At 71.9% G+C, this 22,091-nt stretch carries 20 protein-coding genes; 6 read left to right on the top strand and 14 right to left on the bottom strand.

What is annotated here, in order from left to right:
* Positions 1–456 precede the first annotated feature (456 nt).
* From AB0E67_RS29645 to AB0E67_RS29635, 3 genes are all read right to left on the bottom strand, one after another.
* Entirely contained in the window at positions 457–1,017 is a 561-nt protein-coding gene (locus AB0E67_RS29645) for a GNAT family N-acetyltransferase (protein WP_362032233.1), read from the bottom strand.
* Between the two features lie 90 nt (positions 1,018–1,107).
* Positions 1,108–1,935, bottom strand: coding sequence for an ABC transporter permease (locus AB0E67_RS29640; protein ID WP_362032230.1), 828 nt, complete (start codon positions 1,933–1,935; stop codon positions 1,108–1,110).
* Complete coding sequence (locus AB0E67_RS29635; RefSeq protein WP_362032227.1) at positions 1,932–3,014, bottom strand: ATP-binding cassette domain-containing protein; 1,083 nt, start codon at positions 3,012–3,014, stop codon at positions 1,932–1,934. The genes AB0E67_RS29640 and AB0E67_RS29635 overlap by 4 nt, the downstream gene beginning before the upstream one ends.
* A 152-nt stretch (positions 3,015–3,166) precedes the next feature.
* Between AB0E67_RS29635 and AB0E67_RS29630 the strand changes: the two genes are divergently transcribed.
* Entirely contained in the window at positions 3,167–3,973 is an 807-nt protein-coding gene (locus AB0E67_RS29630; protein ID WP_362032225.1) for a TetR/AcrR family transcriptional regulator, read from the top strand.
* 51 nt (positions 3,974–4,024) lie between these two features.
* On the opposite strand, the gene AB0E67_RS29625 is transcribed toward AB0E67_RS29630, so the two are convergent.
* Positions 4,025–5,026, bottom strand: a complete 1,002-nt coding sequence (locus AB0E67_RS29625) for a WD40 repeat domain-containing protein (protein WP_362032222.1) — start codon at positions 5,024–5,026, stop codon at positions 4,025–4,027.
* A gap of 68 nt (positions 5,027–5,094) precedes the next feature.
* Here AB0E67_RS29625 and AB0E67_RS29620 point away from each other — a divergent pair, with 68 nt between their 5' ends.
* Positions 5,095–5,781 carry a GDSL-type esterase/lipase family protein gene (locus AB0E67_RS29620; protein WP_362032220.1) on the top strand — a complete coding sequence of 229 codons (687 nt, stop codon included), beginning with the start codon at positions 5,095–5,097 and terminating at the stop codon, positions 5,779–5,781.
* A 48-nt stretch (positions 5,782–5,829) separates the two neighbouring features.
* Here the strand turns inward: AB0E67_RS29620 and AB0E67_RS29615 are convergent, their stop codons facing one another.
* Together AB0E67_RS29615 and AB0E67_RS29610 are read right to left on the bottom strand one after the other, a co-directional pair.
* Positions 5,830–6,522 (bottom strand): XRE family transcriptional regulator, encoded by a 693-nt coding sequence (locus tag AB0E67_RS29615; protein ID WP_362032217.1) that lies wholly within the window; start codon positions 6,520–6,522, stop codon positions 5,830–5,832.
* A 100-nt stretch (positions 6,523–6,622) separates the two neighbouring features.
* Positions 6,623–7,261 (bottom strand): TetR family transcriptional regulator, encoded by a 639-nt coding sequence (locus AB0E67_RS29610; protein WP_351519530.1) that lies wholly within the window; start codon positions 7,259–7,261, stop codon positions 6,623–6,625.
* A 606-nt stretch (positions 7,262–7,867) separates the two neighbouring features.
* On the opposite strand from AB0E67_RS29610, the gene AB0E67_RS29605 reads away from it, so the two are divergent.
* Positions 7,868–8,620: a class I SAM-dependent methyltransferase gene (locus AB0E67_RS29605; RefSeq protein WP_362032214.1), complete on the top strand. Its 753-nt coding sequence runs from the start codon at positions 7,868–7,870 to the stop codon at positions 8,618–8,620.
* A gap of 94 nt (positions 8,621–8,714) precedes the next feature.
* Here AB0E67_RS29605 and AB0E67_RS29600 read toward each other — a convergent pair whose 3' ends face one another.
* From AB0E67_RS29600 to AB0E67_RS29590, 3 genes are all read right to left on the bottom strand, one after another.
* The gene (locus AB0E67_RS29600; protein ID WP_362032212.1) at positions 8,715–10,844 is read right to left on the bottom strand and encodes a serine/threonine-protein kinase; all 2,130 of its coding nucleotides are present in this window, start codon (positions 10,842–10,844) and stop codon (positions 8,715–8,717) included.
* A 105-nt stretch (positions 10,845–10,949) separates the two neighbouring features.
* Positions 10,950–11,810 (bottom strand): GNAT family N-acetyltransferase, encoded by an 861-nt coding sequence (locus AB0E67_RS29595; RefSeq protein WP_362032209.1) that lies wholly within the window; start codon positions 11,808–11,810, stop codon positions 10,950–10,952.
* A 98-nt stretch (positions 11,811–11,908) separates the two neighbouring features.
* Complete coding sequence (locus AB0E67_RS29590; protein WP_362032207.1) at positions 11,909–12,499, bottom strand: hypothetical protein; 591 nt, start codon at positions 12,497–12,499, stop codon at positions 11,909–11,911.
* 69 nt (positions 12,500–12,568) lie between these two features.
* Here AB0E67_RS29590 and pip point away from each other — a divergent pair, with 69 nt between their 5' ends.
* Both pip and AB0E67_RS29580 read left to right on the top strand, forming a co-directional pair.
* Positions 12,569–13,543: a prolyl aminopeptidase gene (gene pip / locus AB0E67_RS29585; protein ID WP_362032205.1), complete on the top strand. Its 975-nt coding sequence runs from the start codon at positions 12,569–12,571 to the stop codon at positions 13,541–13,543.
* 348 nt (positions 13,544–13,891) lie between these two features.
* Positions 13,892–16,177 (top strand): N-acetylmuramoyl-L-alanine amidase, encoded by a 2,286-nt coding sequence (locus AB0E67_RS29580; RefSeq protein ID WP_362032202.1) that lies wholly within the window; start codon positions 13,892–13,894, stop codon positions 16,175–16,177.
* 259 nt (positions 16,178–16,436) lie between these two features.
* Here AB0E67_RS29580 and thpR read toward each other — a convergent pair whose 3' ends face one another.
* The 4 genes from thpR to AB0E67_RS29560 all read right to left on the bottom strand — a co-directional run bounded on the left by thpR (position 16,437) and on the right by AB0E67_RS29560 (position 20,103).
* Positions 16,437–17,012, bottom strand: coding sequence for an RNA 2',3'-cyclic phosphodiesterase (thpR, locus tag AB0E67_RS29575; protein WP_362032201.1), 576 nt, complete (start codon positions 17,010–17,012; stop codon positions 16,437–16,439).
* A 251-nt stretch (positions 17,013–17,263) separates the two neighbouring features.
* Complete coding sequence (locus AB0E67_RS29570; RefSeq protein ID WP_362032198.1) at positions 17,264–18,148, bottom strand: IS5 family transposase; 885 nt, start codon at positions 18,146–18,148, stop codon at positions 17,264–17,266.
* A gap of 82 nt (positions 18,149–18,230) precedes the next feature.
* The gene (locus AB0E67_RS29565) at positions 18,231–19,574 is read right to left on the bottom strand and encodes an MFS transporter (RefSeq protein ID WP_362032196.1); all 1,344 of its coding nucleotides are present in this window, start codon (positions 19,572–19,574) and stop codon (positions 18,231–18,233) included.
* Positions 19,575–19,662: 88 nt separating this feature from the next.
* Positions 19,663–20,103 carry a MarR family transcriptional regulator gene (locus AB0E67_RS29560; protein WP_073785628.1) on the bottom strand — a complete coding sequence of 147 codons (441 nt, stop codon included), beginning with the start codon at positions 20,101–20,103 and terminating at the stop codon, positions 19,663–19,665.
* A gap of 144 nt (positions 20,104–20,247) precedes the next feature.
* On the opposite strand from AB0E67_RS29560, the gene AB0E67_RS29555 reads away from it, so the two are divergent.
* Positions 20,248–20,505: a ribbon-helix-helix protein, CopG family gene (locus tag AB0E67_RS29555; RefSeq protein ID WP_362032193.1), complete on the top strand. Its 258-nt coding sequence runs from the start codon at positions 20,248–20,250 to the stop codon at positions 20,503–20,505.
* Between the two features lie 60 nt (positions 20,506–20,565).
* Here the strand turns inward: AB0E67_RS29555 and AB0E67_RS29550 are convergent, their stop codons facing one another.
* Positions 20,566–22,020, bottom strand: coding sequence for an NCS2 family permease (locus tag AB0E67_RS29550; RefSeq protein ID WP_362032191.1), 1,455 nt, complete (start codon positions 22,018–22,020; stop codon positions 20,566–20,568).
* Between the last annotated feature and the right edge of the window lie 71 nt (positions 22,021–22,091).

Here is a 22,091-nt window from a genome sequence, read left to right as displayed (position 1 = left end):
CGCAGCGGCCTCTCGGCGGGCTGATTTCTGTGATCCGACGGCCTGAAGGACGGAGCCCGTGCCGTAACAGATCGATGCTGCCACGGCGGTGAGCAGTCCTATGAGCACCGAAAGCTCCGTTCATGTATGGGTCGGTTAGGTTCGGTCCCGTTCCCACTGGCAGACGTGGGTTTCGGCGCGAAAGTTGCTTCCGGCGAGTCAGTTACCGGCGTGCCTCCCTCCACAGGTCAACTACGGTCAGCCACATTGCCCGTAGCACACTGCGACAGGTTTTGGCGCAGCGTCACGGAGATCACCGTCGCAGCCCCCGGTCCAGCGGAGTTGGTGACAACTAGAGCGAAAAACCCCGGGTGGTGACGGCTGGAATGCCCAAACGGTGACAGGTACCGCGCTCGAGTCCACGCTCGGTGCCGGCTCACCGACCCACCTTGGTGTCACCTAGTGCCGCTCCTGGCACTAGCTCGCCCAGTCACACTCGCGGTTCCGGTCACGGTTCCGGTCCGGGCTCCGCTCCCAGCGCCGTTCGCCGTCGTACCACTCCGCGGTCGGCGCCAGACCCGCCGCCGCGGCCACGGCGGCGGAGGCGGCGTGGTCCGGGTGGATGTGGGCGACGACGGTACGCACGTCCTCCTCCGCCGCCGCCCGCGTCAGATGGGACACCAGCCCGACCGCGGCCTCCTTCGCGTACCCGCGCCCCTGCCACGGCGTTCCGACCACCCAGGCGATCTCCGCCTCCGCGTCCCGGACGCGCACCGTCGCCTGCACGTATCCGGCCGGCCGGTCCTCGTCCCGAACCCGCAGCACCCAGTTCCACCACCGCACCCCGGGGTCGGGCGAACCGGCGGTCTGCCGTTCGTAGCGGGCCCGCAGACCGTCGGCGGACTCCGGGGCGCCCCCGGTGTACGTGTACAGGGCCGGGTCGTCCAGCACCGCCGCCATCTCGTCCGCGTACGCGACCCGCAGCGGCAGGGCGTCGAGGCGTTCGGTGGAGAAGGGCGCGGGTTCCTGGTTCGTCATGGCGCCGGACCCTACCCGGGCCGACCGACCCGTGCCCGGCGGGCCCCGGGGACGCCCCACCGGCCACCCGCGATCCAGCGGCTCGGCGGCTCAGCGGCTCAGTCGCTGGAAGCGCCGAACCGCCAGAGGCAGGAACACCGCGGTCAGCACCAGCGGCCACACCACCGCCATCAGCAGGGCGTGTTCCTCGACCCAGGTGCCGCCGCTCGCCACCGGGTTGCCGAAGAGTTCGCGCGTCGCCGTGACCGTGGACGAGATCGGGTTCCAGGCGGCGACGGCGCCCAGCCAGCCCGGCATCAGGGACGGCGCGACGAACGCACTGGAGATCATCGTGACCGGGAACGCGATCGCGTACAGGCCACCCGCCGACTCCGGGTCCGGGACCAGCAGCCCGAGCCAGACGCCGACCCAGATCAGGCTGAACCTGAGCAGCAGGAGCAGTCCGAACGCCCCCACGGCCGAGGCCGGTCCGTCGCCCGCGCGCCAGCCGATCGCCAGCGCGGTCGCCACCAGGATCGCCAGTTCGGCGGCGGCGACCAGCAGATCGGCGAGACCGCGTCCGGCACAGACCGCGGACGGCGCCATCGGCATGGAACGGAACCGGTCCACCACCCCCTTCCCGACGTCCGTCACCATGGCCACGGCGGTGTTCATGAAGCCCAGGGCCATGGTCGTGGCGAACATGCCCGGCATCAGGAACTCCCGGTAGTCGCCCCCGCCGGGAACCTTCATGGCGCTGCCGAAGACGTACCCGTACAGCAGCACGGAGAGGATCGGGAAGCCCAACTGCCAGACGATGGCGAGTGGTTGACGCCGGTAGTGGGTGAGGGTGCGCCGGGCGACGTTCCAGCTGTCGGCCAGCGCCCAGTGGAGCCGGCCATGCGCGGGTCCCCACGCCCGCGGTTCGACGACGGTCACGCCGCCACCTCCTCTTCCTCCGTGGTGCCGGTCCGGCGTCCGGCCCGCGGGCCGGACGCCGGACTCTCGGACACCGGGCCTTCGGACGCCGGACGTTCGGACGCCGGGCTTCCGGTCAGGGCGAGGAACACGTCGTCGAGGGTCGGACGACGCAGTCCGATGTCCTCGACCGCGATGCCCGCGTCCTGAAGGGCCCTCACGACTTCGGTGAGCGCGGCGACCCGGTCGAGGACCCCGGTGTGCACCCGGCGGTCCGCTTCGTCGAGGACGACGGGGCCGGTACCGGCGGCCCGTTCCACGATCCCGGCGACCGCGGGCAGATCCGCCGTGTCCCCCGCGACGACCTCGATCCGGTCACCGCCCACCCGGTTCTTCAGCCCGTCCGGGGTGTCGTCGGCGACGGCCCGGCCCCGGTCGATGACGGTGATGCGCGAGGCGAGCCGGTCGGCCTCCTCCAAATACTGCGTGGTGAGCAGCACCGTCGTACCGTTCGCCACCAACCCCCGTACGCTGTCCCAGACTTCACCTCTCCCCCGCGGATCGAGCCCCGTCGTCGGCTCGTCCAGGAACAGCACCCGGGGGGCGAGGATCATCGAGGCCGCGAGATCGAGGCGGCGCCGCATCCCGCCGCTGTATCCCCCGACCCCCTGGTCCGCGGCCCCGCCCAGGTCGAACCGGTCCAGCAGTTCCGCGGCGCGCCGCCGGGCCCGGTCGGCGCCCAGATGGAAGAGACGCCCGAACATCTCCAGGTTCTGCCGGCCGGTCAGGATCTCGTCGACGGCGGCGTACTGCCCGGCGAGCCCGATCCTCGCGCGGACGCGGCGGGGTTCGCGCGCCACGTCCAGTCCGGCGACCTCGGCACGTCCGCCGTCGAACCGCAGCAGCGTCGACAGCACGCGCACGGCGGTGGTCTTGCCCGCCCCGTTCGGCCCGAGCAGCCCGTGCACCACGCCGCGCCCCACCGTCAGGTCGAAGCCGTCGAGCGCCCTCGCCTCCCCCTCACCGCGCCCGCCTCCGCGCTTTCGTCGGTACCGCTTGGTGACTCCCTCGGCCCGTACGGCATATCCGCTCGCACCCATGACACAACCCCCTTCGTCCGCTGAACCACGCGCCCGCGTCGAGCCGCCGCGCACCCGGCGCCCCCGGAAAGGCACCGCAATGAGCTGCGTACGCTGTACCCGAATGAGAGTACATCGTACGCAGTTTCTGTCCAGCGGCTTACGCTGAAGCCATGGCTCAGAGGGATTCAGCGGGTGGGACGGACGGAACGACGGCCGGCAGCGGCGACATCGCGCGCAGCCTGGAACTTCTCTGGGGCACCGGCGACCGGCCCGCCCGCGGCCCCAGGCCGGCCCTCACCCTCGACCGGATCGTCACCGCCGCCGTGGAGATCGCCGACGCGGAGGGCCTGGCCGCCCTGTCGATGCGACGACTGGCCACCGATCTGGGCACGGGCACGATGTCGCTCTACCGCTACGTCCCCGGCAAGGCCGAACTGCTCGATCTGATGCTCGACCACGTCCTGGGCGAGTCACCGGCCGTCCCCGACGGCACGGCGGGGGACGAGCCCGCGGACTGGCGCGCCGCCCTCGGCGCCCTGGCCCGCTCCTACCTGGAGCAACTGCGCCGCCACCCCTGGCTGCTCAAGGTCAATCAGGCACGCACGGTCCTCGGCCCCAACGCCGTGCGCGGTCTGGAGAGGGCCCTGGGCGGCATCAGGGGCATGGGGCTGTCCGACGCCGAGCTGATCTCCACGATCATCACGGTCAACAGTTTCGTGGAGGGCATCGCCCGCGCCCGCCTCCACACCTCCGAGGCCTCCCGGGAGACCGGGCTGAGCGACGACGACTTCTGGGAGAACCAGCGCCCCTACCTGGAACGGGCCATGCTGAGCGGCGACTACCCGCTGATGGCGGCCCTCTCCGACGACGCGTTCGACTACGGGACCGACCACTTCGCGTTCGGTCTGCAACGGCTGATCGACGGTTTCGAGGTGCTCGTCGAACGCCGGTCCGGGAAACGACGGTCCGCGGAGTGAGCCGGGCCGCCCCCGGACGGCCGGCTCGGGCCGCGGCACCGCTCCACGAGGTCAGCCCTGTCCGCGACGCCGCTTCATGAGGAAGAAGGCGGCCACGGCGACCAGCACCAGCACCCCGCCCAGGCTCATGCCCCCGGCGCCGCCGATGCCGTCCCCGGTGTCCCCGGCGGACGCCGACGAGTCCCCGCCCCGGGCCCCGTTCCCACCGCGGCCGGCGTCCTTCCCCAGGTCCACCCGCACCACGTCGCTGCGTTCCCCCTCCGAACCGAACATCAGCGCCGAGCCGTCCGCCGTGTACGTCACCGACTCGGCCTGCCGCTGGAACGGTGCCCGGACGGCGTGGTCGGCGCCGAGCCTGCCGCCTCGGAAGGCGTACGCGCGGGCGCTGAAGTACGAGCGCAGCACCAGTTCCCCGCCGTCCGGCGAGAACGCCCCGTCCGTCACCCACGGCACCTCGCCCACCCGCCGGAACACGTTGACGGAACCGGTGGCGAGCCGGGCCGGACCCTCGTACAGCCCGCCGCCGTTCTCGTTCTTCGACGCGATGTAGACCCGCCCGGTCGTGGGGTGGACCATCAGCGCCTCCGCGTCGCGCGGGCCGTCCGCGTACTTCACGTCGAACTGGGTGGCGCGGACCGTGGTGTCCTTCAGCTCCTTCGGCTCCGGGAAGCGGTAGATCCAGACGTGGTCCCAGCTGCCGTTCAGATTGTCGCCGATGTCCCCCACGTACAGGTTGCCGTCGGGCCCGAGCGAGACGGCCTCCACGTCGCGCGGCCGCCCGACGCCGCTCATGGTGATCGTCGCGACGGTCCTGCCGGTGCGGGAGTCGACGGCGTAGACGTACGGCCCGTCGTCGCTGTCGTTGTGCGTCCAGTAGACGCCCGGGTGGGCGCGGCTGGCGGCGAGACCGCTGGACTCGGTGATCCGGGGGTCCTCGATGGTGAAGCTCCGGTCGGCCCCGTCGCCGGACTCGGTGGCGGCAGCCCCGGCGGGGAGCGCCCCGGCGAACAGGAGCAGTGCGGCGGCTCCGGACACAGTCAGGTACGAACGCATGACACAAGTGTCCATCGTCACGCCGCCCCCGGACGGGCGATCACCGCCGATCGACGATGATGACACCCATGCGTTTCACGTTTGTCGGCGATTCCATGACGATCGGGCGCGCCGGCGACTTCACCTGGCGCTACCGGATGTGGCAGCACCTCACGTCCGTCCTCGGCACCCCGTTCGCGATCGTCGGTCCGCGCGACGCGCTGTACGACACCGGGGCGGACGCCGCCGTCAGTCACGCGTACGCCGCGCCGGACTTCCCCGCCGGGGCGCGCGCCCATCTGGCCGGCTGGGGCGAGGGCTGGCTGCACATGGCCCCGGTGATCGCCGACACGGTCACCGCGCACCGCACGGACGTACTGCTGGTGTCGCTGGGCCTGATCGACCTCGGGTTCTACACCGACAGCGACCAGACCGCCCTGAAAGCACGGGAGTTCATCGCCGCGGCGCGCATCGCGAACCCGCGCGTGAAGATGGTGCTGCTGCCCGTGATACCGAACGTACGGGCCGAGTCGGACGCCCCGTTCGCCGCCGAGTGCGACCGGTTCAACGAACTCCTGGCCAAGGCCGTGGCCGACCTCGACGACCCGATGTCCCCGATCCTGCTGACCTCGCGCCCCACGGGGTACGACATCCACCGGGACACGTACGACGGGACGCATCCCGGCCCCACCGGCGAGCACAGACTGGCGGCGGCGTTCGCCGACGCGATGCACCAGGCGTGGGGACTCGGCGGCCCCTACGCGCCCCAGCCGTAGGCCACCGTCCGTAGGCGACCGCCGGCCGTCGGGCCCCCGCCCTTCCCGTCAGGTCTCCGGCCGCCCCGCGGGCCGGGCCCGCACATGCATCCGTTCGCCCTGCGGACCGAACAGGCTGAGGAATTCGACCGGTTCGGGCCCGGCGCTGGCCCACGCGTGCGGGGTGCGCGTGTCGAACTCGGCGACCTCACCGGCCGTCAGCACCAGATCGTGCTCGCCCAGCACCAGCCGCAGTCGTCCCGTCAGCACGTACACCCACTCGTATCCCTCGTGCACCCGCTGCTCCAGCGGTCCCGTCGCACCGCGCCCGCCGGGCAGGATCTGCTTGTACGCGTGCAGCCCGCCGAGGTGCCGGGCCAGCGGCACGAAGGTCATGCCGTCCCGGGCGATGGGGCGGAAGCGGAGGCGAGGATCGCCGGTGGGCGGGGCGCCGACGAGTTCGTCGAGCGGGACCCCGTACGCCTTCGCCAACGGCAGCAGCAGTTCGAGGGTGGGTTTGCGGCCGCCGGACTCCAGCCGCGAGAGCGTGCTGACGGAGATGCCGGTGGTCTCGCCGAGCTGGGCCAGGGTCGTGCCGCGCTCCTGGCGCAGGGCCCTCAGCCGGGGTCCGACGCCCGTCAGGACGGCCGAGATCTCGTCGTCCGCGCCCGCCTTGCGGTCGTCCGCCCGGCCGCCGTGCTCCTGATGGTTCCCGGTCCTGTGCCGCGCTCCGCGCGTCCGGTGTTCTCCGTCGTCCGCCATCCGCCCATTATTCGCCCGCCCGGTGACGGATGACCGGCGGTCGGCGGGACAGGCGTGCGGCCGGTCCGGCAGATGGGGCCGCCGGGACAGGACAGCGGGGTCAGGACGGCAGGATCATGGTCAGCGAGAGCCTGGTCAGTTCGTCGGTCAGCCATTCGGCGTCGACCTGGCGGGGGCGGCGGCCGTGGTGGGCCATGAGTTCGTCCACCGCGTGGTTCAGCACCGTGACGGTCACGGCGTGGTCGCTCGGCACCGCTTCGCCCCGGCGCACGGCGCGCTCCGCCTCGGAGGTCAGGAACTCGATCCACATAGTCCGCCAGGTGGCGAGATGGTTGTCCACCTCCCGGCTGACCCCGAGCACCTCGACGAACGCCACCCGGGCCGCGCAGGGGTCCCCGGTGACCGCCTTCACGTAGGCGTCGAACAGCAGCCGGACCCTCTCCCGCGTCGGGCAGTCCTCCATCCCCTCCGCCATCAGGGCGTTCTCGGCGGCGCGCAGTCCATGGGTCGCGACCTCGTCGTAGATCGCCATCAGGAGCACCTCGCGCGAGACGAACTCCTGCTGGAAGACGTGAACGGGCACCTTCGCCTGCTCACACAGGTCCTCGACGCTCGTGTGCGCGTACCCGTACGCGGCGAACAACTGGCGTCCGGCCCGCAGGAGTCGGTCCCGCGCGCCCTGTCCCTCCGTCTCCTGCCCGGCCGCCCCGCTCCGCTGGTTCGCCACGGCACCCACCATCGGTCCTCCTTCGTCGTCCGCACCGCTGCCCCCACACTCTTCCTGTTCCGCCCCGCCGGTGGGGTCTCCGCCACGCAGTGGGGCACGCGTGGGACGGCACCTCATCAAGTCCGATCGCCCGACGAACCGTTGCCGCCACGGCGTCGGCCTCCCGGCCGCGAGGGTCCGCTCGTCCGCACCGCGGCCCGCACCGCATCCGGTACGGGCGCCGCCCGCACGGCACGCCCTCACGACGGTGACTCTAACGACACTCTGAGTCACGCCGGACTCCAATGGGCATATTCGGCGGGGGCGTGACGGCGCCCGGAGCGAGGGCTCCCGGTACCCGGGAGACCGCCTCCGGCACGGCGTCCGGACGCGGCACGGAGGGCCGGGGGGAAGCCGCCGGAAAAACACCGGCAGGCGGCGCCCGGACATGCCCTTCCACGCCCCTCCAGGCATGCGACGACGCCCGAACCGACCGGCTCCGACCTGGGATTCGGCCCCTCCCGCCGGGCATCGCCGGACGCCGGGCCACGGCCTTCGCCGTCTTCTTCCGCGCTGGGCTCCCGCACCGGACGGTCCTACGATTCCCCCTTCCGGGCAGGAAAGGGGAGCGGAATCCGCATGGACCGGAACATTCGCACGACGGACGATGTCCTCGCGCTTCTTGACGACTTGGTCACGCCGGAGGCCGACCGGTGGACGGCCGACGCGGCGTCCTGGTGGGACGGCTTCTACACGGACCGGACGAAGCCGGTCCCGTTCTTCGTGGCGAAGCCCGACGAGAACCTCGTCTCGTACGCGGACCGGGGTCTGGTCTCCCCGGGCCGCGCCCTGGACCTGGGGTGCGGCCCCGGGCGCAACGCGCTGTACCTCGCGTCCCTGGGCTTCCGGGTCGACGCGGTGGACCTCTCCCCGGCGGCCCTCGCGTGGGCCGGGGAACGGGCCCGGGAGGCGGGGGCCGACATCCGGTTCCACCGCGGTGACGCCTTCGCCCTCACGGCGGCCGAGGGGACCGGGCTCACCGGTCCGTACGACCTGATCCACGACTCCGGCTGCTTCCACCATCTGCCGCCGCACCGCCGGATCAGCTATCTCGCGCTCCTGGACCGCGTGCTGGCCCCGGGCGGGCATCTCGCGCTCACCTGCTTCGCGGCCGGTGAGCGGGGCATGGGGTCCGAACTTCCCGACGCCGCCTTCTACGACGGGGCGGGGCTGCGGGGCGGGCTGGCCTACACGCCCGAGTCGTTGCGCCGGATCTTCTCCGGCCTGACGGAGGTCGAGCTCCGCCGCATGAACGACGAACCGCCCGAGTCCCCGTCCTTCGGCGAGCCGTTCCTCTGGACGGCCCTGTTCCGCCGGGAGCCGACGGCCTGACGCGCGCGTCCGCGGGCGGGGCGAGGGCCCACCGGCAAAGGGGCGCTCGGCCGGATCCGACGACACGGTCGAGCACCGCCCGCCCCGCCGCCCGTCAGCGCTTCGGGCATTCCTCCAGGGACGGCCTGTTCGGCGCCGCCGCCCGGTCCCTCAGCGGATACAGATGCTTCTGGTAGAGCCGCTCCCACGTCCCGTCCGCCATGACCTTCGCGAGGGCGGAACACACCTCGCCCTTCAGCTCCTTCTCCTCGGGCTTCATCGCGACGCCGTAGCCCTCCGCTCCCCAACTGCTCGGGAGCTGCTTGAGACGGCCCGGGTCCTTCTTGACGAACCCGGCGACGATGACGTCGTCCGTGCTCACCGCGTAGACGTCCGACGCCGGATTCAGCAGGCGCTGCACGCACTCCTCGTATCCGTTCGGGCGCGAGGCCGTCATGTTGTACTTCTCCGCCGCGAGCCAGTCCACGTACGTCGATCCCCGGGCGGTGCACACCTCCAGGTCGTCACGGATCAGATCGCTGGAGTCCTCGACCTTGTGCAGTTTCGACTTCCTGTTCACCAGGAAGCTCCGGTTCGCCACGTAGTACGGCCCGGCGAAGGCGACGCTGTACTCCGGCGGCTTCGCGTTCTTCCGCCCGTCGGTGATGCTGTACGTGGCGATGACCAGGTCCACCGTCCCGCTCTCCAGCAGGCTGCTCCGGTTCTCGGTGCTCACGGGTCTGAACTCGACGGCCCCGGGGGCGTAGCCCATGTCCCGTGCGATCGCGAGGGCCAGGTCGACCTCGTAGCCCCGGTACGTGCCGTTCGCCGTCCGCTCGCTGAGACCGGGCTGATCGGCCTTGACGCCGACCTTCAGGGTCCGGTGCGTGGTCCGGTACTTCTGCGCGGGCGCGCCCTTGCCCTCCCCGCCGCGCGCGTCCGTCTCCTCGCCCCGCCGGGAGAGGTCCACGGCGTACCAGCCGGCGCCGGCCAGCAGGGCGGCGCACAGCACGGCGGCCAGGGCCCTGCGCCGGGTCCGTGCCCGGCCCGGGTCCGGTCCCTGGGCCGGGGCCCGGTCCGGGGTCCGGAGCCGGGCCGGGCCGGGCTCCTCCGGCGTCCGGGAACCCTCCGGGGACGGCCCCGGAGACGGTGTCCGCGTCCCGTGCTGCGGGGGCGGCGGGGCCGGGTCCGGTGGCGAGACGGGGTCGGGGGGCGGCGACGACGCGGTGTCCGGCCGGCGCACCGGGGAGGTGCCGGGCACGGACGTCCCCGGCGCCGGGGACTCGTGGACGACCGCCCGGAGCATCTTCTCCGCGTCCGCCGCGGAGAGCCGCTGCCGGGGGTCCTTGCGCAGCAGCTCCTCGACGACCGGGGTCAGCGGCCCGCCGTACGCCATGGGCGGCACCGGCGAGTCGCGCACGGCGATCAGGAACTCCACCAGGGACAGCCCGTCGAAGGGGGTCCTGCCCTCGACCATCTCGTACAGGGTGATGCCCAGGGCCCACAGGTCGGACGCGGGCGTCGCGGGCTGCGGCCGTCCCGACGCGTGGTCGAACAGCTCGGGTGCGAGGTACTTCACCGTCCCGACCAGCTCCCCCGACCGGGTCACCGGTACGGCCCCGTCGAAGGTCGCGATCCCGAAGTCCGCCAGGATCGCGAACTCGTCCGGTCGGAACAGGACGTTGTGCGGCTTGACGTCCCGGTGGACGACCCCCGCCTCGTGCACGGCCCGCAGCCCGCGCAGGATCTGCAGACCGATCCTGGCCGTCCGCCGCACCGTGAGCTGCTGTTCCGCGCGCAGCAGATCGGCCAGCGAGTGGGCGTTGAGCAGTTCCATCACGATCCAGACCTGGCTGTCCGTCTCGACCCGGTCGTGCACCGCGACCACGTTCTGGTGCTTGATCCGCGCGATGGCCTCCGCCTCGCGCCGCGCCCGCTGCATGAACTGGGCCTGCTTGTCCGTCCCCACGGAGCCGCGGTCGAGCAGGCCCTTCACCGCGACCTTGCGGTTCAGGCGGGTGTCCAGGGCCTCCCAGACCTCGCCCATCCCGCCGTGCCCGAGCCTGCGGAGCAACTGGTATCGCGCGTCGATCACTTCGAGGGGCGCGGTCACCGTCTCCGGCGGTGGCTGGGTCTCCGGGACGGCGTACGACCAGCCGTCGGCTCCGTCGCCGTGGCGCCCGTCGGCTCCGTCGCCGTGGCGTCCCTCGCCCGTACCGCGATCCTCCGTACCGTCGCTGTGCATGCGACCCCCTGTGCGTTCCATGGATCAACCGCGCCTCAGATTAGAGGCACCGTCATATCCCCGGCCTTCCTTCGTACTTGCGAATCGGCCATGTCGGCCCGGACGTCAACGCACGGTCCAGATCCAGCCCAATGGGGTGAGCCCCAGACGGCGGGCGACGGACCGCGAGGCGTGGTTGTCCGAGGAGGTGCTGTAGAACAGCACCTCCTTGTTGCGGCGTTCGCGCGCCGCCCAGGCGGCCACGACGGCGGGGGCGAGACGGCGGCCCCGGTGATCGGCGCGCGTCCAGATGCCCGCCTCCGCCGCCAGGGCGTTCGTCGCGGGCGAGAAGCAGATCGAGACGGGCTCGCGGCCGTCCACGGCCATCGCCCACTCCCCCGTGCGCCCGCCGATCAACTCCTCCCACTCGCCCGGCTGCCAGTTGTCGGGACGGATCCACCCCCGTGCCGCCTCCCGCCCCTCCGCGCCGGACACCACGACGGGCAGCGAGGAGGGCTCCGGGGCCCGGACGTGCGCCGGGAACACGAAGCACGGGCCGCCCGCGACGGTCACGCCCGGCCCGGCCGTGCCCGGATTCGTGCTCCCCCGGCCGGACGCCCCCGGGCCCGCCGCCACCGCGCCCGCGGCTTGCGGGCCGGTCACCTGCGGGCCTGCGCCCTCCGGATCTGCGGTCAGGACCGCTTCCGGTGCGTCGAGGGCCGCGGCCAGGCGGACGAGCGCGGACGGCGGCTCACCCGGGCGGTACTCCTCGTCCCCGTGGCCGTCGACGCCCCTGGCGAGCGCCGCCTCCCGGGCCGGGGTCCCGACGTCCGCCCCTACGGCCAGCAGCCGCGCCCGGGGCGACCACGCCCACACCGCACGCACCGCGGGGTCCTTCACGAGGACCGGCGGATCGCCACCGGTGGGGTCGAGCCCGTGGATCGCGTCCACTTCCGTGGTCAGCAGTCGCTCGTCGTCCCAGAACATGCCGTCCACTCTTCCCCGGTCCGCACCACCGGAACAAGCCCGTGCGGCGACCCGGGACGGGGTCCACGGCCCCGGCAGGGGGTGGTCGGCCCCGCCGGTCAGCGTTCGGCGAACCGCTCCCCGCACCTGCTGCAGAACACCGGCTCCGGGTCCGCCGAGAGCCGGCCGCACGCCGGGCAGACCAGGTCCAGCATGCAGGGCGCCTCGCCGCCCTCGTCCGCGGCCGGGCGCGCGGCGTACGGCCCGGCCGACCCCGCGACCGGCTCAGCACCCGACCCCGCGACCGGCTCAGCACCCGGCTCCGCGACCGCGAACGGCGCCGAGGTCCCGGCCGAGGATTTGATCGTCAGTCCGGGACGCCGACGGTGGACGGTCAGATACGCCAGGCCGCCCGGCCCGGCGACGAGCGCGCGGCGGGAGGTGCGGGGCAGCCAGAGGACGGTGGTCGGCGTCAGGTCCAGTTCCTCGCCCGCCACGACGGCCCGGCCGCCGCCCGCGACGACGACCAGGAGCACGTCCAGCACGTCCTCCTGATGCTCACCGACCTCCGCGCCCGCCGGGAGACGCACCAGATTGGCGTCCAGCTCCCGGCCCGGCTCGGCCAGTTGCCACAGCGCTCCGCGGTCGTCGGGCGCCGCGGCGGTCAACAGCTCGTCGAGTACGGCCAGTACCCGGGGGACGGAATTCACGGAACTCAGGCTACGCCCCGCCCTACGATGCTCCCTTTGCCCCGCCGGAGCCGAGGGAGCGACGACATCATGGACCGCGAGCCCGATGAGAAGTACCCGCCGATCGAACCGTACGCGCACGGGATGCTCGATGTCGGCGAGGGCAACCACGTGTACTGGGAGGTGTGCGGCAACCCGGCCGGCAAACCCGCGGTCGTCGTGCACGGCGGCCCCGGTTCGGGGTGCACCGAGCACGCCCGGCGGTACTTCGACCCGGACCGGTATCGCGTCGTCCTCTTCGACCAGCGGGGCTGCGGCCGTTCCACCCCGCACGCGAGCGACCCCGCCACCGACATGCGGTACAACACGACCGACCGGCTGATCGCCGACATGGAGCGGCTGCGTCGGCACCTCGGGATCGACACCTGGCTGCTGTACGGCGGGTCGTGGGGTTCGACGCTGATCCTCGCGTACGCCGAGCAGCACCCGGAGCGGGTCTCCGAGATCGTGATCCCGGCGGTCACGACGACCCGGCGTTCCGAGATCGACTGGCTGTACCGGGGCGCAGGACAGATCTTCCCGGAGGCGTGGGACCTGTTCCGGGCCGGGGTGCCGGAGGTCGTGGGGAACGCCACGCCCGACGTCCTCGCGGCCTACGCGCGGCGCATGGAGAGCCCCGACCCCGGTGTACGGGAGCGGGCGACGGCCGACTGGTGCGCCTGGGAGGACGCGGTGGTCTCCCTGGAGCAGTACACCGGACCGCCCCCGTACAGCGGGCGCCCCGGCCGGGCGAGGCAGGCGCTGGTGCGGATCTGCTCGCACTACTTCTCCCACGGCGCCTGGCTGGAGGAGGGGAAGCTGATCCGGGAAGCGGGGCGGCTCGCGGGGATTCCGGGCGTGCTGGTGCACGGACGGTTCGACCTGGGCGGACCGCTGGTCACGGCATGGGAGTTGGCGAAGGCATGGCCGGACGCCGAGCTCACCGTCATCGACGGGGCCGGACATCTGGGCGGTACGGCGACGCGCCGCGCGGTGCTGGCGGCGCTGGACCGGTTCGCCGGGTGAACTGACCGGCGCCGGACCGGTTCACCGGGCGGTGCCCACGACACAGCGGGTCCCGACCGTCGCGAGACCGGCGGCACGGGTTCCTCCGAAACCGGCTCACCGAACGGTATCGACCGCTCCGTACCGGTTCGCCGGGCGGTGAACAAACGCGGAATTCATCGCATCCCGGGGCGTCACGGGCGGGGGCAGCGGTCCGGTCGCCGGAGCGGCATGGCAAGCTGTGTCCTCGCAGCACGCGCGCGACAGCACGCGACAGCACTCGTACCCCCCACTGGTCTCGTCATGAACCAGTGCTGTCGCCGGACACGTTGACGCGCTCATGTCCAACACCATCCCGTGGGGTACGACTTGAGATCGAAGAAGAGAATCTGGCTCACGGCCGCCCTGGCCACCACCGCCGTGGCAGGAGTCCTGGTCTTCGAGGGGGTCACGGGCGACTCCCCGGCGGACACCGACGCCAAGTCCGGCCCGGCCGGGCCGGATGTGCACGCGACCGCGCTGAAGGTCACCGACGACGGCACGTCAGCCACCCTCGGCAAGCGGGAAACCGCCCCCTTCAGCATGCTGGGCATCACCTGGACCGACCCGGCCGCGAAGGTCACCGGCACCGTGGAGGTGCGGACCCGGTCCGCCGCCGACGGAACCTGGTCGTCCTGGCTGCCGCTCGGCACCGACGTGACCGGACGCGCGGAGACCGGCCGGGCCGGCGTGCGCGGGGGCACCGAACCTCGCTGGGTCGGCCCGTCCAACGGTGTCGAGGCACGGATCAACGCGGGCGGCAAGGTCTCCTCGAAGCTGCCCGCCGGACTGCGGCTGGACACCGTGGACCCGGGCCGGGGCACGCTGAACGCGGAGCCCGCCGCCTTCGCCGCCGACTTGCCCGGGGCGGAGGACCCCGCGGCCACCCCGACCGCCGAACCGTCGGACCCCGTCACGCCCGAGCCCACCGCGCCCGACACCGGCACGGAGCCGTCCGGTGAGGCGACCCCGACCACGGATCCCACGCCCGGCGCCTCCGAACCGGCCGGTCGGACGCCCACGCCGACGGCGAGCACCAGCCCCTCGCCCTCCGCGAGTACGCCCCCGGCGCCGACGCTGCCGCCCGCCCCGCCGTCGACCGTGCCGAAGCCGCCGATCGTCTCGCGCGCCGGCTGGGGCGCCGACGAGTCGTTGAGCCCGGAGGCACCCGAGTACCTGAACGGCGTCAAGGCCGTCTTCGTCCACCACACCGCCGAGACGAACAACTACTCGTGCGCCGACTCCGCGGCCATCGTGCGCGGCCTGTACGCCTACCACGTCAAGGCCAACGGCTGGAAGGACCTCGGCTACAACTTCGTGGTCGACAAGTGCGGAACGGTCTTCGAGGGCCGCAAGGGCGGCGTCGACCGGCCGGTCTTCGGCGCGCACACCTACGGCTTCAACCGCGACACGGCCGGCATCGCCGTCATCGGCACCTACACGGATGCCGCCGCGCCCACCGCGGCCACCACCGCCGTGGCCCGGGTCGCCGCGTGGAAGCTCGGCCAGTACAAGGTCGACCCGGCGGGCACCACCACGCTCACGGCGGGGGCGACCGGCGGCAACTTCGCGGGCACCAAGTTCACCTCCGGCAAGGCGTACACGTTCAACACCGTCTCCGGTCACCGCGACGGCTTCAACACCCAGTGCCCCGGCACCAAGCTGTACGGGCAGCTGCCCGCGATCCGCTCCCTCGCCGCGGGCCCCGTCACCGGGCTGACCGTCAAGTCCGTGACCGGCGCCGGGCTCTCGGGCACGACGTACTACACCAAGTCCGCCGTCACCGTCGGCTGGTCGGCGTCGACCCCGAGCGTGTTCGTCTCCAAGTACGAGCTGCTGGTCGACGGCAAGTCCGTGGCCACCGCCGCGGGCACCGCCACCTCCGCCAAGGCGACGCTCGCCGTCGGCACCCACAAGGTCCAGGTCCGCGCCACCCACCAGTCCCGCAAGGTCACCACGTCCGCCGCGGTCACCGTGGTCGCCGACCAGAGCGCGCCCTCCTTCGCCGCCAAGCCGAACCTGGCGCTGCGCACCGGCACGGTGAACACCGCCGCCGTTCCGCTCACCCTGAAGTGGAAGGCCACGGACACCGCCGCGCTCAAGGAGGTCCGGCTCACCGCCCCGGTCGCCAGGACCTACGGGCCGACGACGACCAGCGCCTCGCACACCGCCAAGTCCGGCACCGCCACCGCCTGGCCCATGACCGCGTACGACTGGGCGGGCAACACCGCCACCGCGTCGGTCTCCGGCACCCCGGTCATCCTCCAGGAGAGCTCGGGGCAGAAGACCGGGACGTGGACGACGAAGTCCTCGACCAGCTACCTCGGCGGCAAGTCGTACTCCAGCTCGTCCAAGGGCGCGTCCCTGAGCTGGACGTTCACCGGCCGCTCGGCCGCCCTGGTCGTCTCCAGGGCGGCCACCTCCGGCCAGGTGTACGTCTACGTGGACGGCGTGAAGACGTCCACGGTGGACCTGAAGTCCAGCAGCACCAAGTACCGCGACGCGCTGTGGACGAAGACCTGGTCCGGCAGCGCCAAGCACACCGTCAAGATCGTCGTCGTGGGCACGTCGGGCCGCCCGACGATCACCACCGACGGGCTCGTCTACCTGAAGTGACCGGTATCCGAGCCGGTCGGCAGCCGAATCAGTCGGAGTCGGCCGAATCGCTCGGACGCGTTCGCCCGGTGAGGGCGGACGGCCGCCCCCGTCCCGCACCGCCGGGCCGGGGGCGGCGCCATGCCGCCCACCGGACGGCCGCGGACGTCACTGGCCGACGGCGGACGCCACGGCGACAACGACGAACATCAGTACGAGCACGGCCGCCATCACGCGGTTTCTGGTCTTCGGATCCACACTCCGAGCGTAACCGCCGCGCTCAGCGGCCCAGCGGCCAGGATGCGTGCACCTCGTACCGGGGCCGCTCGCCCGGCGCTCCGCCGCCCGGCAGGTTGCTGCGGACGAGGGCGACCTCGCCGACCTCCCACGGGGTGCCCTCGAAGCCCGCCAGGGCCTCGACGAACGGGCGCAGATCGGCGTAGGTGCCCCGGCTCCGGGCCAGGGTCAGATGCGCGCTGTAGCGGCGGTGCTCGTCCATCGGGACACCGGAACGGCGCGCGGCGGCGTCCGCGCGTTCGGCGAGGAGCCGCAGGGTGTCGATCGCGCCCGCGGCGCCCACCCACAGCGCCCGCCCGCCGAACCGCCCGGCGCCGTGGACGCGCAGCGTGAAGGGGTCTGTGCGGTGGGCGGCGCGGGCCAGGCGGGCGTGGAGCTCGGGCAGCAGCTCCTCGTTCACGTTCCCGAGGAAGGCGAGCGTGAAGTGCCAGCCGTCGGTGCCGGTCCAGCGCAGGCGGTCGGCACCGGGGAGCGCGTGCAGCGGGGCGACGGCACGGCGCAGTTCCCGGAGGGCGGAGTCGGGCGGCAGAACGGCGACGAAGAGTCTGAGGCTGCTCATGGCCCGAGTGTCGCACCGTACCGGCGCGTCCTGGTCTTCGTACATCGTCCTGGTCTTCGTACCTGCCGTCGACCCGAGCGGTACGACCGTCGACCCGGTTCCCGGAACGGACGGCTTCCCCGCGACCGGCGCACCCCTCACGCACGGCGGCCCAGCCGGTCTCCACCGGGCGGGGCCGTACCACGTACGAAGGCCGTACCCACGCGCGTCGCGGGCGGCCGGGGCTCAGAAAGTGTTGGGTAATCGGGTGATCACTCGTTGTTGAGGTCGTCGGTGAGGCGGCGGGCTGCTTCGGTCTCGATGGGGCCGTGTGGTGCGATCTCCTCGCCGGCGAGCCGGGCGGCCATGAGCCTGATCATGGCGACCTCGATCATCGCTTCGGCGTGCGCGGTCTTGCGCTCGTAGTCCCGTGCCAACCGTCTGCACCGTCCCAGCCAGGAGAATGTCCGCTCGACCACACACCTGCGGGGCAGCACCTGGAAGCCTTTCACATCGGCGTTGCGCGGCACCGCGACGATCTCCAGGTTCTCCTGCCCGGCCGCCCGGCCGACGAGTCCGGCATCGACGACCTTGACGTAGCCGCCGTCGACCCGGACCAGCCCGACCTGCGGGAACAGCTCCCGGATGCCGGTGAGGACCAGTTTCGCGCCGGCCCGGTCCTGGACGGAGGCCGAGTGCACGACCGCGCGCGGCACGAGCCCGCAGGTGTCCACGAGCAGGTGCCGTTTGCGGCCCCGTACGCGCTTGCCCGCGTCGTAGCCGATCGCCTGCCCGCCCTGGTGGCCGCGGGCCGACTGCGAGTCCGGCACGGCTGCCGACGGCTGCGGGTCCCGCCCGTCCGCCACCCGGACCCGCTCGCGCAGCGCGTCATGGACACGGTTCCAGGTGTCATCGGCCGTCCAGGCCCGAAACCAGCGGTAGGCCACGTCCCACGGGGCCAGATCGTGCGGCACCAGCCGCCAGGCACAACCACTGACCAGCACATACAGCACGGTGTCCACGACCAGCCGACGCGGGAACTCCAACGGCCGCCCACCCCGACGCGGATCCCGCCGCGGCAACAGCGGCTCGCTCACCGCCCACTGAGCATCCGTCAGCGACCAGTCGTAAGACGGCTTGCACGAACAGACACACATGACGGTGATCTTCGCGCCCCCGACCGCGAAGATCACCGCCCGTGCGTCACCACCCGCAGCCGATCAATTACCCAACACTTTCTCAGGCCGCCGCGGCCAGTTCCTCGCGGGACTCGCGGGGGACGAACCGCAGGTGCGGGCGGCCGGGACGCAGGTCGACCCGGATGCGCAGGCCCCCGACACGGGTCAGCATGAAGCCGACACCGAGCGCCGCCACCAGCGAGAGCGCGCCGCCGACGGCCATCCCCGTGCGGACCCCGTAGACGTCGCTGATCCAGCCGACGATCGGGGCGCCCACCGGCGTACCACCGGCGAAGACCATCATGTACAGGCTCATGACCCGGCCGCGCATCTCCGGGTCGGCGGCCATCTGCACGCTCGTGTTCGCGCTGATGTTGGTCGTCAGGCCGATCATGCCGATCGGGACCAGCAGGAGCGCGAAGAGCCAGACGGACGGCGACAGGGAAGCGACGATCTCCAGCAGACCGAACGCGGTGCCCGCGGCCACCAGCATCCGCAGCCGGGAGGAGCCGCGGCGGGCGGCGAGCAGGGCGCCGACGAGGGAGCCGGCCGCCATGAGGATGTTGAAGAACGAGTACATCCCGGCGCCGCCGTGGAAGATCTCGTCCGCGAAGGCGGTGAGCCAGATCGGGAAGTTGAACCCGAACGTGCCGACGAAGCCGATCAGGACGATCGGCCAGATCAGCTCGGGGCGGCCCGAGACATACCGCAGGCCCTCGCGCAGCTGCCCCTTGGCGCGGGGCACGACGGTGGGCTTGTGCAGCTCGTGCGGGCGCATCATCAGCAGGCCGACGAGCGGGGCGGCGAAGGACAGGCCGTTGAGCAGGAAGGCCCAGCCGCTGCCGACGGTGGTGATCAGGGCACCGGCGACGGCGGGGCCGATGAGGCGGGCGGACTGGAAGTTCGCCGAGTTCAGGCTGACCGCGTTGCGCAACTGGTCGGGGCCGACCATCTCGGAGACGAACGACTGACGGGCCGGGTTGTCGACGACCGTCACCATGCCGAGCAGGAACGCGATGAGGTAGACGTGCCACACCTGGACGACCCCGGAGAGCGTGAGCGCCGCGAGGGCGATCCCGCACAGGCCGAGCGCCGCCTGGCTGGCGAGGAGGAGCTTGCGCTTCGGCACGCGGTCGGCGATGACTCCGCCGTACAGGCCGAAGAGGAGCATGGGGAGGAACTGGAGGGCCGTGGTGATGCCGACGGCGGCGGCGGATCCGGTGAGGCTCAGGACGAGCCAGTCCTGCGTGATGCGGGACATCCAGGTACCGGTGTTGGAGATCACGGCACCCGTGGCGAACAGGCGGTAGTTGCGGATCCTCAGCGACGAGAAGGTCCCGCCGCGCTTGCTCTCGTGGGTGGAAGTCGGTGCGGGGGCGGAGTCTGCTCCGGATCCCGTACTCAAAGGGGTTCGCCTCCTCGGGCGTATGCGATTCGCTGACTGACGGGATGCGGCGGGGCCCGGCCGTGAGTCCGGCACGGCCGGCCGCCCGCTACAGGTGGGCGAGCTTCTCCAGCACGGGCGCCGCCTTGCGCAGCGTCTCCCACTCGTCCTCGTCCAGGCCCTCGGCAAGAGTGGTCAGCCAGGCGTTCCGCTTGGCGCGGCTCTCCTCGAGCATGGCCTCCGCCTGCTCGGTCTGGCTGACCATCTTCTGGCGACGGTCATCGGGGTGCGGTTCCAGTCTGACCAGTCCCTTGGCCTCCAGCAGCGCGACGATGCGGGTCATCGACGGGGGCTGTACATGCTCCTTGCGGGCCAGCTCACCGGGGGTGGCCGAACCGCAGCGGGCCAACGTGCCGAGCACCGACATCTCGGTGGGGCTCAGCGACTCGTCGACGCGCTGGTGCTTGAGGCGCCGGCCGAGCAGCATCACGGCGGAGCGAAGGGAGCTCACGGCGGCCGCACTGTCGCCGTCGTGGATCAGGTCAGGCATGTTTATTAGCGTAACTCATTACCTACCCTAAAGACCATTCGTGTGACGCGCATGCGTCCGAATCACCCAATCGCTCACCCGAACGAGTGAGTCGGATCCAGAAAGTGACGCGAAACGGCCCGCGGGACCGTAACCCTGCTTGCCATGGGATCGACTGTGCTCAGCCTGCGGATAGACGGTGAGCTGCTCGACCGGCTCCGGCAGCACGCCGCCAGAAGCGGAATGAGCGTCCAGGACTATGTCGTCCGGACGCTCATTCGTGATGACTTCGACCAGCGCTTCAAGGCGGCCGTCGACGAGACGGAGAAGTTCTACGGATCGGAGGCGGCAGGGGCCGCGGGGACGGCGGGGATCCCGGGCGTCGGGGCGGAGAGAACCACGCGAGGCCCCGGGGCCGTATGACCCCGGGGCCTCGTGGCGGGCACCTCGTGCCCCGCGCGGGCCCTTCCGGACCCCCTCGGCTCAGGTGAGGCCGAGGGCCGGCATCGCGTAGTAGAAGACGAAGACCGCCGAGACCACGTACATGGCCGCCGGAACCTCGCGCCAGCGCCCCGCCGCCACGCGGAGCACGGTGAAGGCGATGAAGCCGATGCCGATGCCGTTGGTGATCGAGTACGTGAACGGCATCATCATCATGGCCAGGAAGGCCGGGATGGCGAGCGTGTAGTCGCTCCAGTCGATGTCCCGCACCGAGTTCGAGATGATCAGGAAGCCGACCGCCAGCAGCGCCGGGGTGGCCGCCTGCGCCGGGACCATGGTCGCCAGCGGCGTCAGGAACAGCGCCACCGTGAACAGCAGACCCGTCACGACGCTGGCCAGGCCGGTACGGGCGCCCTCGCCGACGCCGGCCGTGGACTCCACGAAGCAGGTCGAGGCGGACGAGGAGCTCGCGCCGCCCGCGGCGACCGCGATGCCGTCGACGAACAGGACCTTGTTGATGCCGGGGAAGTTGCCGTTCTCGTCGGTCAGCTTCGCCTCGTCGCCGACGCCGAGGATCGTGCCCATCGCGTCGAAGAAGCAGGACAGCAGCACGGTGAAGACGAACAGGGTGCCGGTGAGGAGGCCGACCTCGTGGAAGCCCCCGAACAGGTCGACCTGACCCAGCAGCCCGAAGTCCGGGGTGGCGACCGGGTTGCCCGGCCACTCCGGGACGGTCAGCCCCCACGCCTCGCCCGGCAGGCCCGCGACCGCGTTGATGATCAGCGCGACGACCGTCATCACGACGATGGAGATCAGGATGGCGCCCGGCACCTTGCGGACGAGCAGCGCCATGGTGAGCAGGGTGCCGACGGCGAAGACGAGGACGGGCCAGCCGTTGAGGTGGCCGTCGAGACCGAGCTGGAGCGGGACGGTGGTCTCCGCCTCGTCCTTGATGCGGGAGACGAAGCCCGAGTCGACCAGACCGATCAGCAGGATGAAGAGGCCGATGCCGATCGCGATGCCCTTGCGGAGCGAACCGGGCACGGCGTGCATCACGCGTTCCCGCAGCCCCGTCGCCACCAACAGCATCACCACGATGCCCGCGAGGACCACCATGCCCATCGCCTCGGGCCAGGTCATCCTGGGGGCGATCTGGAGCGCGACGACGGTGTTGACGCCGAGACCGGCGGCCAGCGCGATCGGCACATTGCCGATGACACCCATGAGGAGCGTGGAGAACGCCGCCGTGATCACGGTCGCGGTGACCAGCTGCCCATGATTCAGAACATCGTGGTTGATGTCCTCCGCGCCGCCCAGAATGATCGGGTTCAGCACGATGATGTACGCCATGGCGAAGAACGTGGCGAGACCGCCACGGATTTCACGGGCGACCGACGACCCCCGCTCGGAGATCTTGAAGTAGCGGTCCAGGCGGCCGGACGGCTGAGGAGCCGATGGCTGCGCGGAGTCGACCGGAGCGGTGGCCGAGGGGGGCATGAATGACCTCAGTCGTACGTAGAGGGGAGTAAAAGTGGTCAGCTTTGGACGTTCACACGAATAATTCGAGT

The organism is Streptomyces sp. NPDC032161, from assembly GCF_040636995.1.
In the GTDB taxonomy this organism is placed as follows: domain Bacteria; phylum Actinomycetota; class Actinomycetes; order Streptomycetales; family Streptomycetaceae; genus Streptomyces.
This window is presented reverse-complemented; position numbering and strand designations above follow the sequence as displayed.

Bases quoted from the DNA above. Each gene is read 5' to 3' on its own strand.
- AB0E67_RS29645 (WP_362032233.1), bottom strand. From the start codon at position 1,017: ATGACGAACCAGGAACCCGCGCCCTTCTCCACCGAACGCCTCGACGCC.
- AB0E67_RS29635 (WP_362032227.1), bottom strand. From the start codon at position 3,014: ATGGGTGCGAGCGGATATGCCGTACGGGCCGAGGGAGTCACCAAGCGG.
- AB0E67_RS29630 (WP_362032225.1), top strand. From the start codon at position 3,167: ATGGCTCAGAGGGATTCAGCGGGTGGGACGGACGGAACGACGGCCGGC.
- AB0E67_RS29625 (WP_362032222.1), bottom strand. From the start codon at position 5,026: ATGCGTTCGTACCTGACTGTGTCCGGAGCCGCCGCACTGCTCCTGTTC.
- AB0E67_RS29620 (WP_362032220.1), top strand. From the start codon at position 5,095: ATGCGTTTCACGTTTGTCGGCGATTCCATGACGATCGGGCGCGCCGGC.
- AB0E67_RS29615 (WP_362032217.1), bottom strand. From the start codon at position 6,522: ATGGCGGACGACGGAGAACACCGGACGCGCGGAGCGCGGCACAGGACC.
- AB0E67_RS29610 (WP_351519530.1), bottom strand. From the start codon at position 7,261: ATGGTGGGTGCCGTGGCGAACCAGCGGAGCGGGGCGGCCGGGCAGGAG.
- AB0E67_RS29605 (WP_362032214.1), top strand. From the start codon at position 7,868: ATGGACCGGAACATTCGCACGACGGACGATGTCCTCGCGCTTCTTGAC.
- AB0E67_RS29600 (WP_362032212.1), bottom strand. From the start codon at position 10,844: ATGCACAGCGACGGTACGGAGGATCGCGGTACGGGCGAGGGACGCCAC.
- AB0E67_RS29595 (WP_362032209.1), bottom strand. From the start codon at position 11,810: ATGTTCTGGGACGACGAGCGACTGCTGACCACGGAAGTGGACGCGATC.
- pip (WP_362032205.1), top strand. From the start codon at position 12,569: ATGGACCGCGAGCCCGATGAGAAGTACCCGCCGATCGAACCGTACGCG.
- thpR (WP_362032201.1), bottom strand. From the start codon at position 17,012: ATGAGCAGCCTCAGACTCTTCGTCGCCGTTCTGCCGCCCGACTCCGCC.
- AB0E67_RS29570 (WP_362032198.1), bottom strand. From the start codon at position 18,148: ATGTGTGTCTGTTCGTGCAAGCCGTCTTACGACTGGTCGCTGACGGAT.
- AB0E67_RS29560 (WP_073785628.1), bottom strand. From the start codon at position 20,103: ATGCCTGACCTGATCCACGACGGCGACAGTGCGGCCGCCGTGAGCTCC.
- AB0E67_RS29555 (WP_362032193.1), top strand. From the start codon at position 20,248: ATGGGATCGACTGTGCTCAGCCTGCGGATAGACGGTGAGCTGCTCGAC.
- AB0E67_RS29550 (WP_362032191.1), bottom strand. From the start codon at position 22,020: ATGCCCCCCTCGGCCACCGCTCCGGTCGACTCCGCGCAGCCATCGGCT.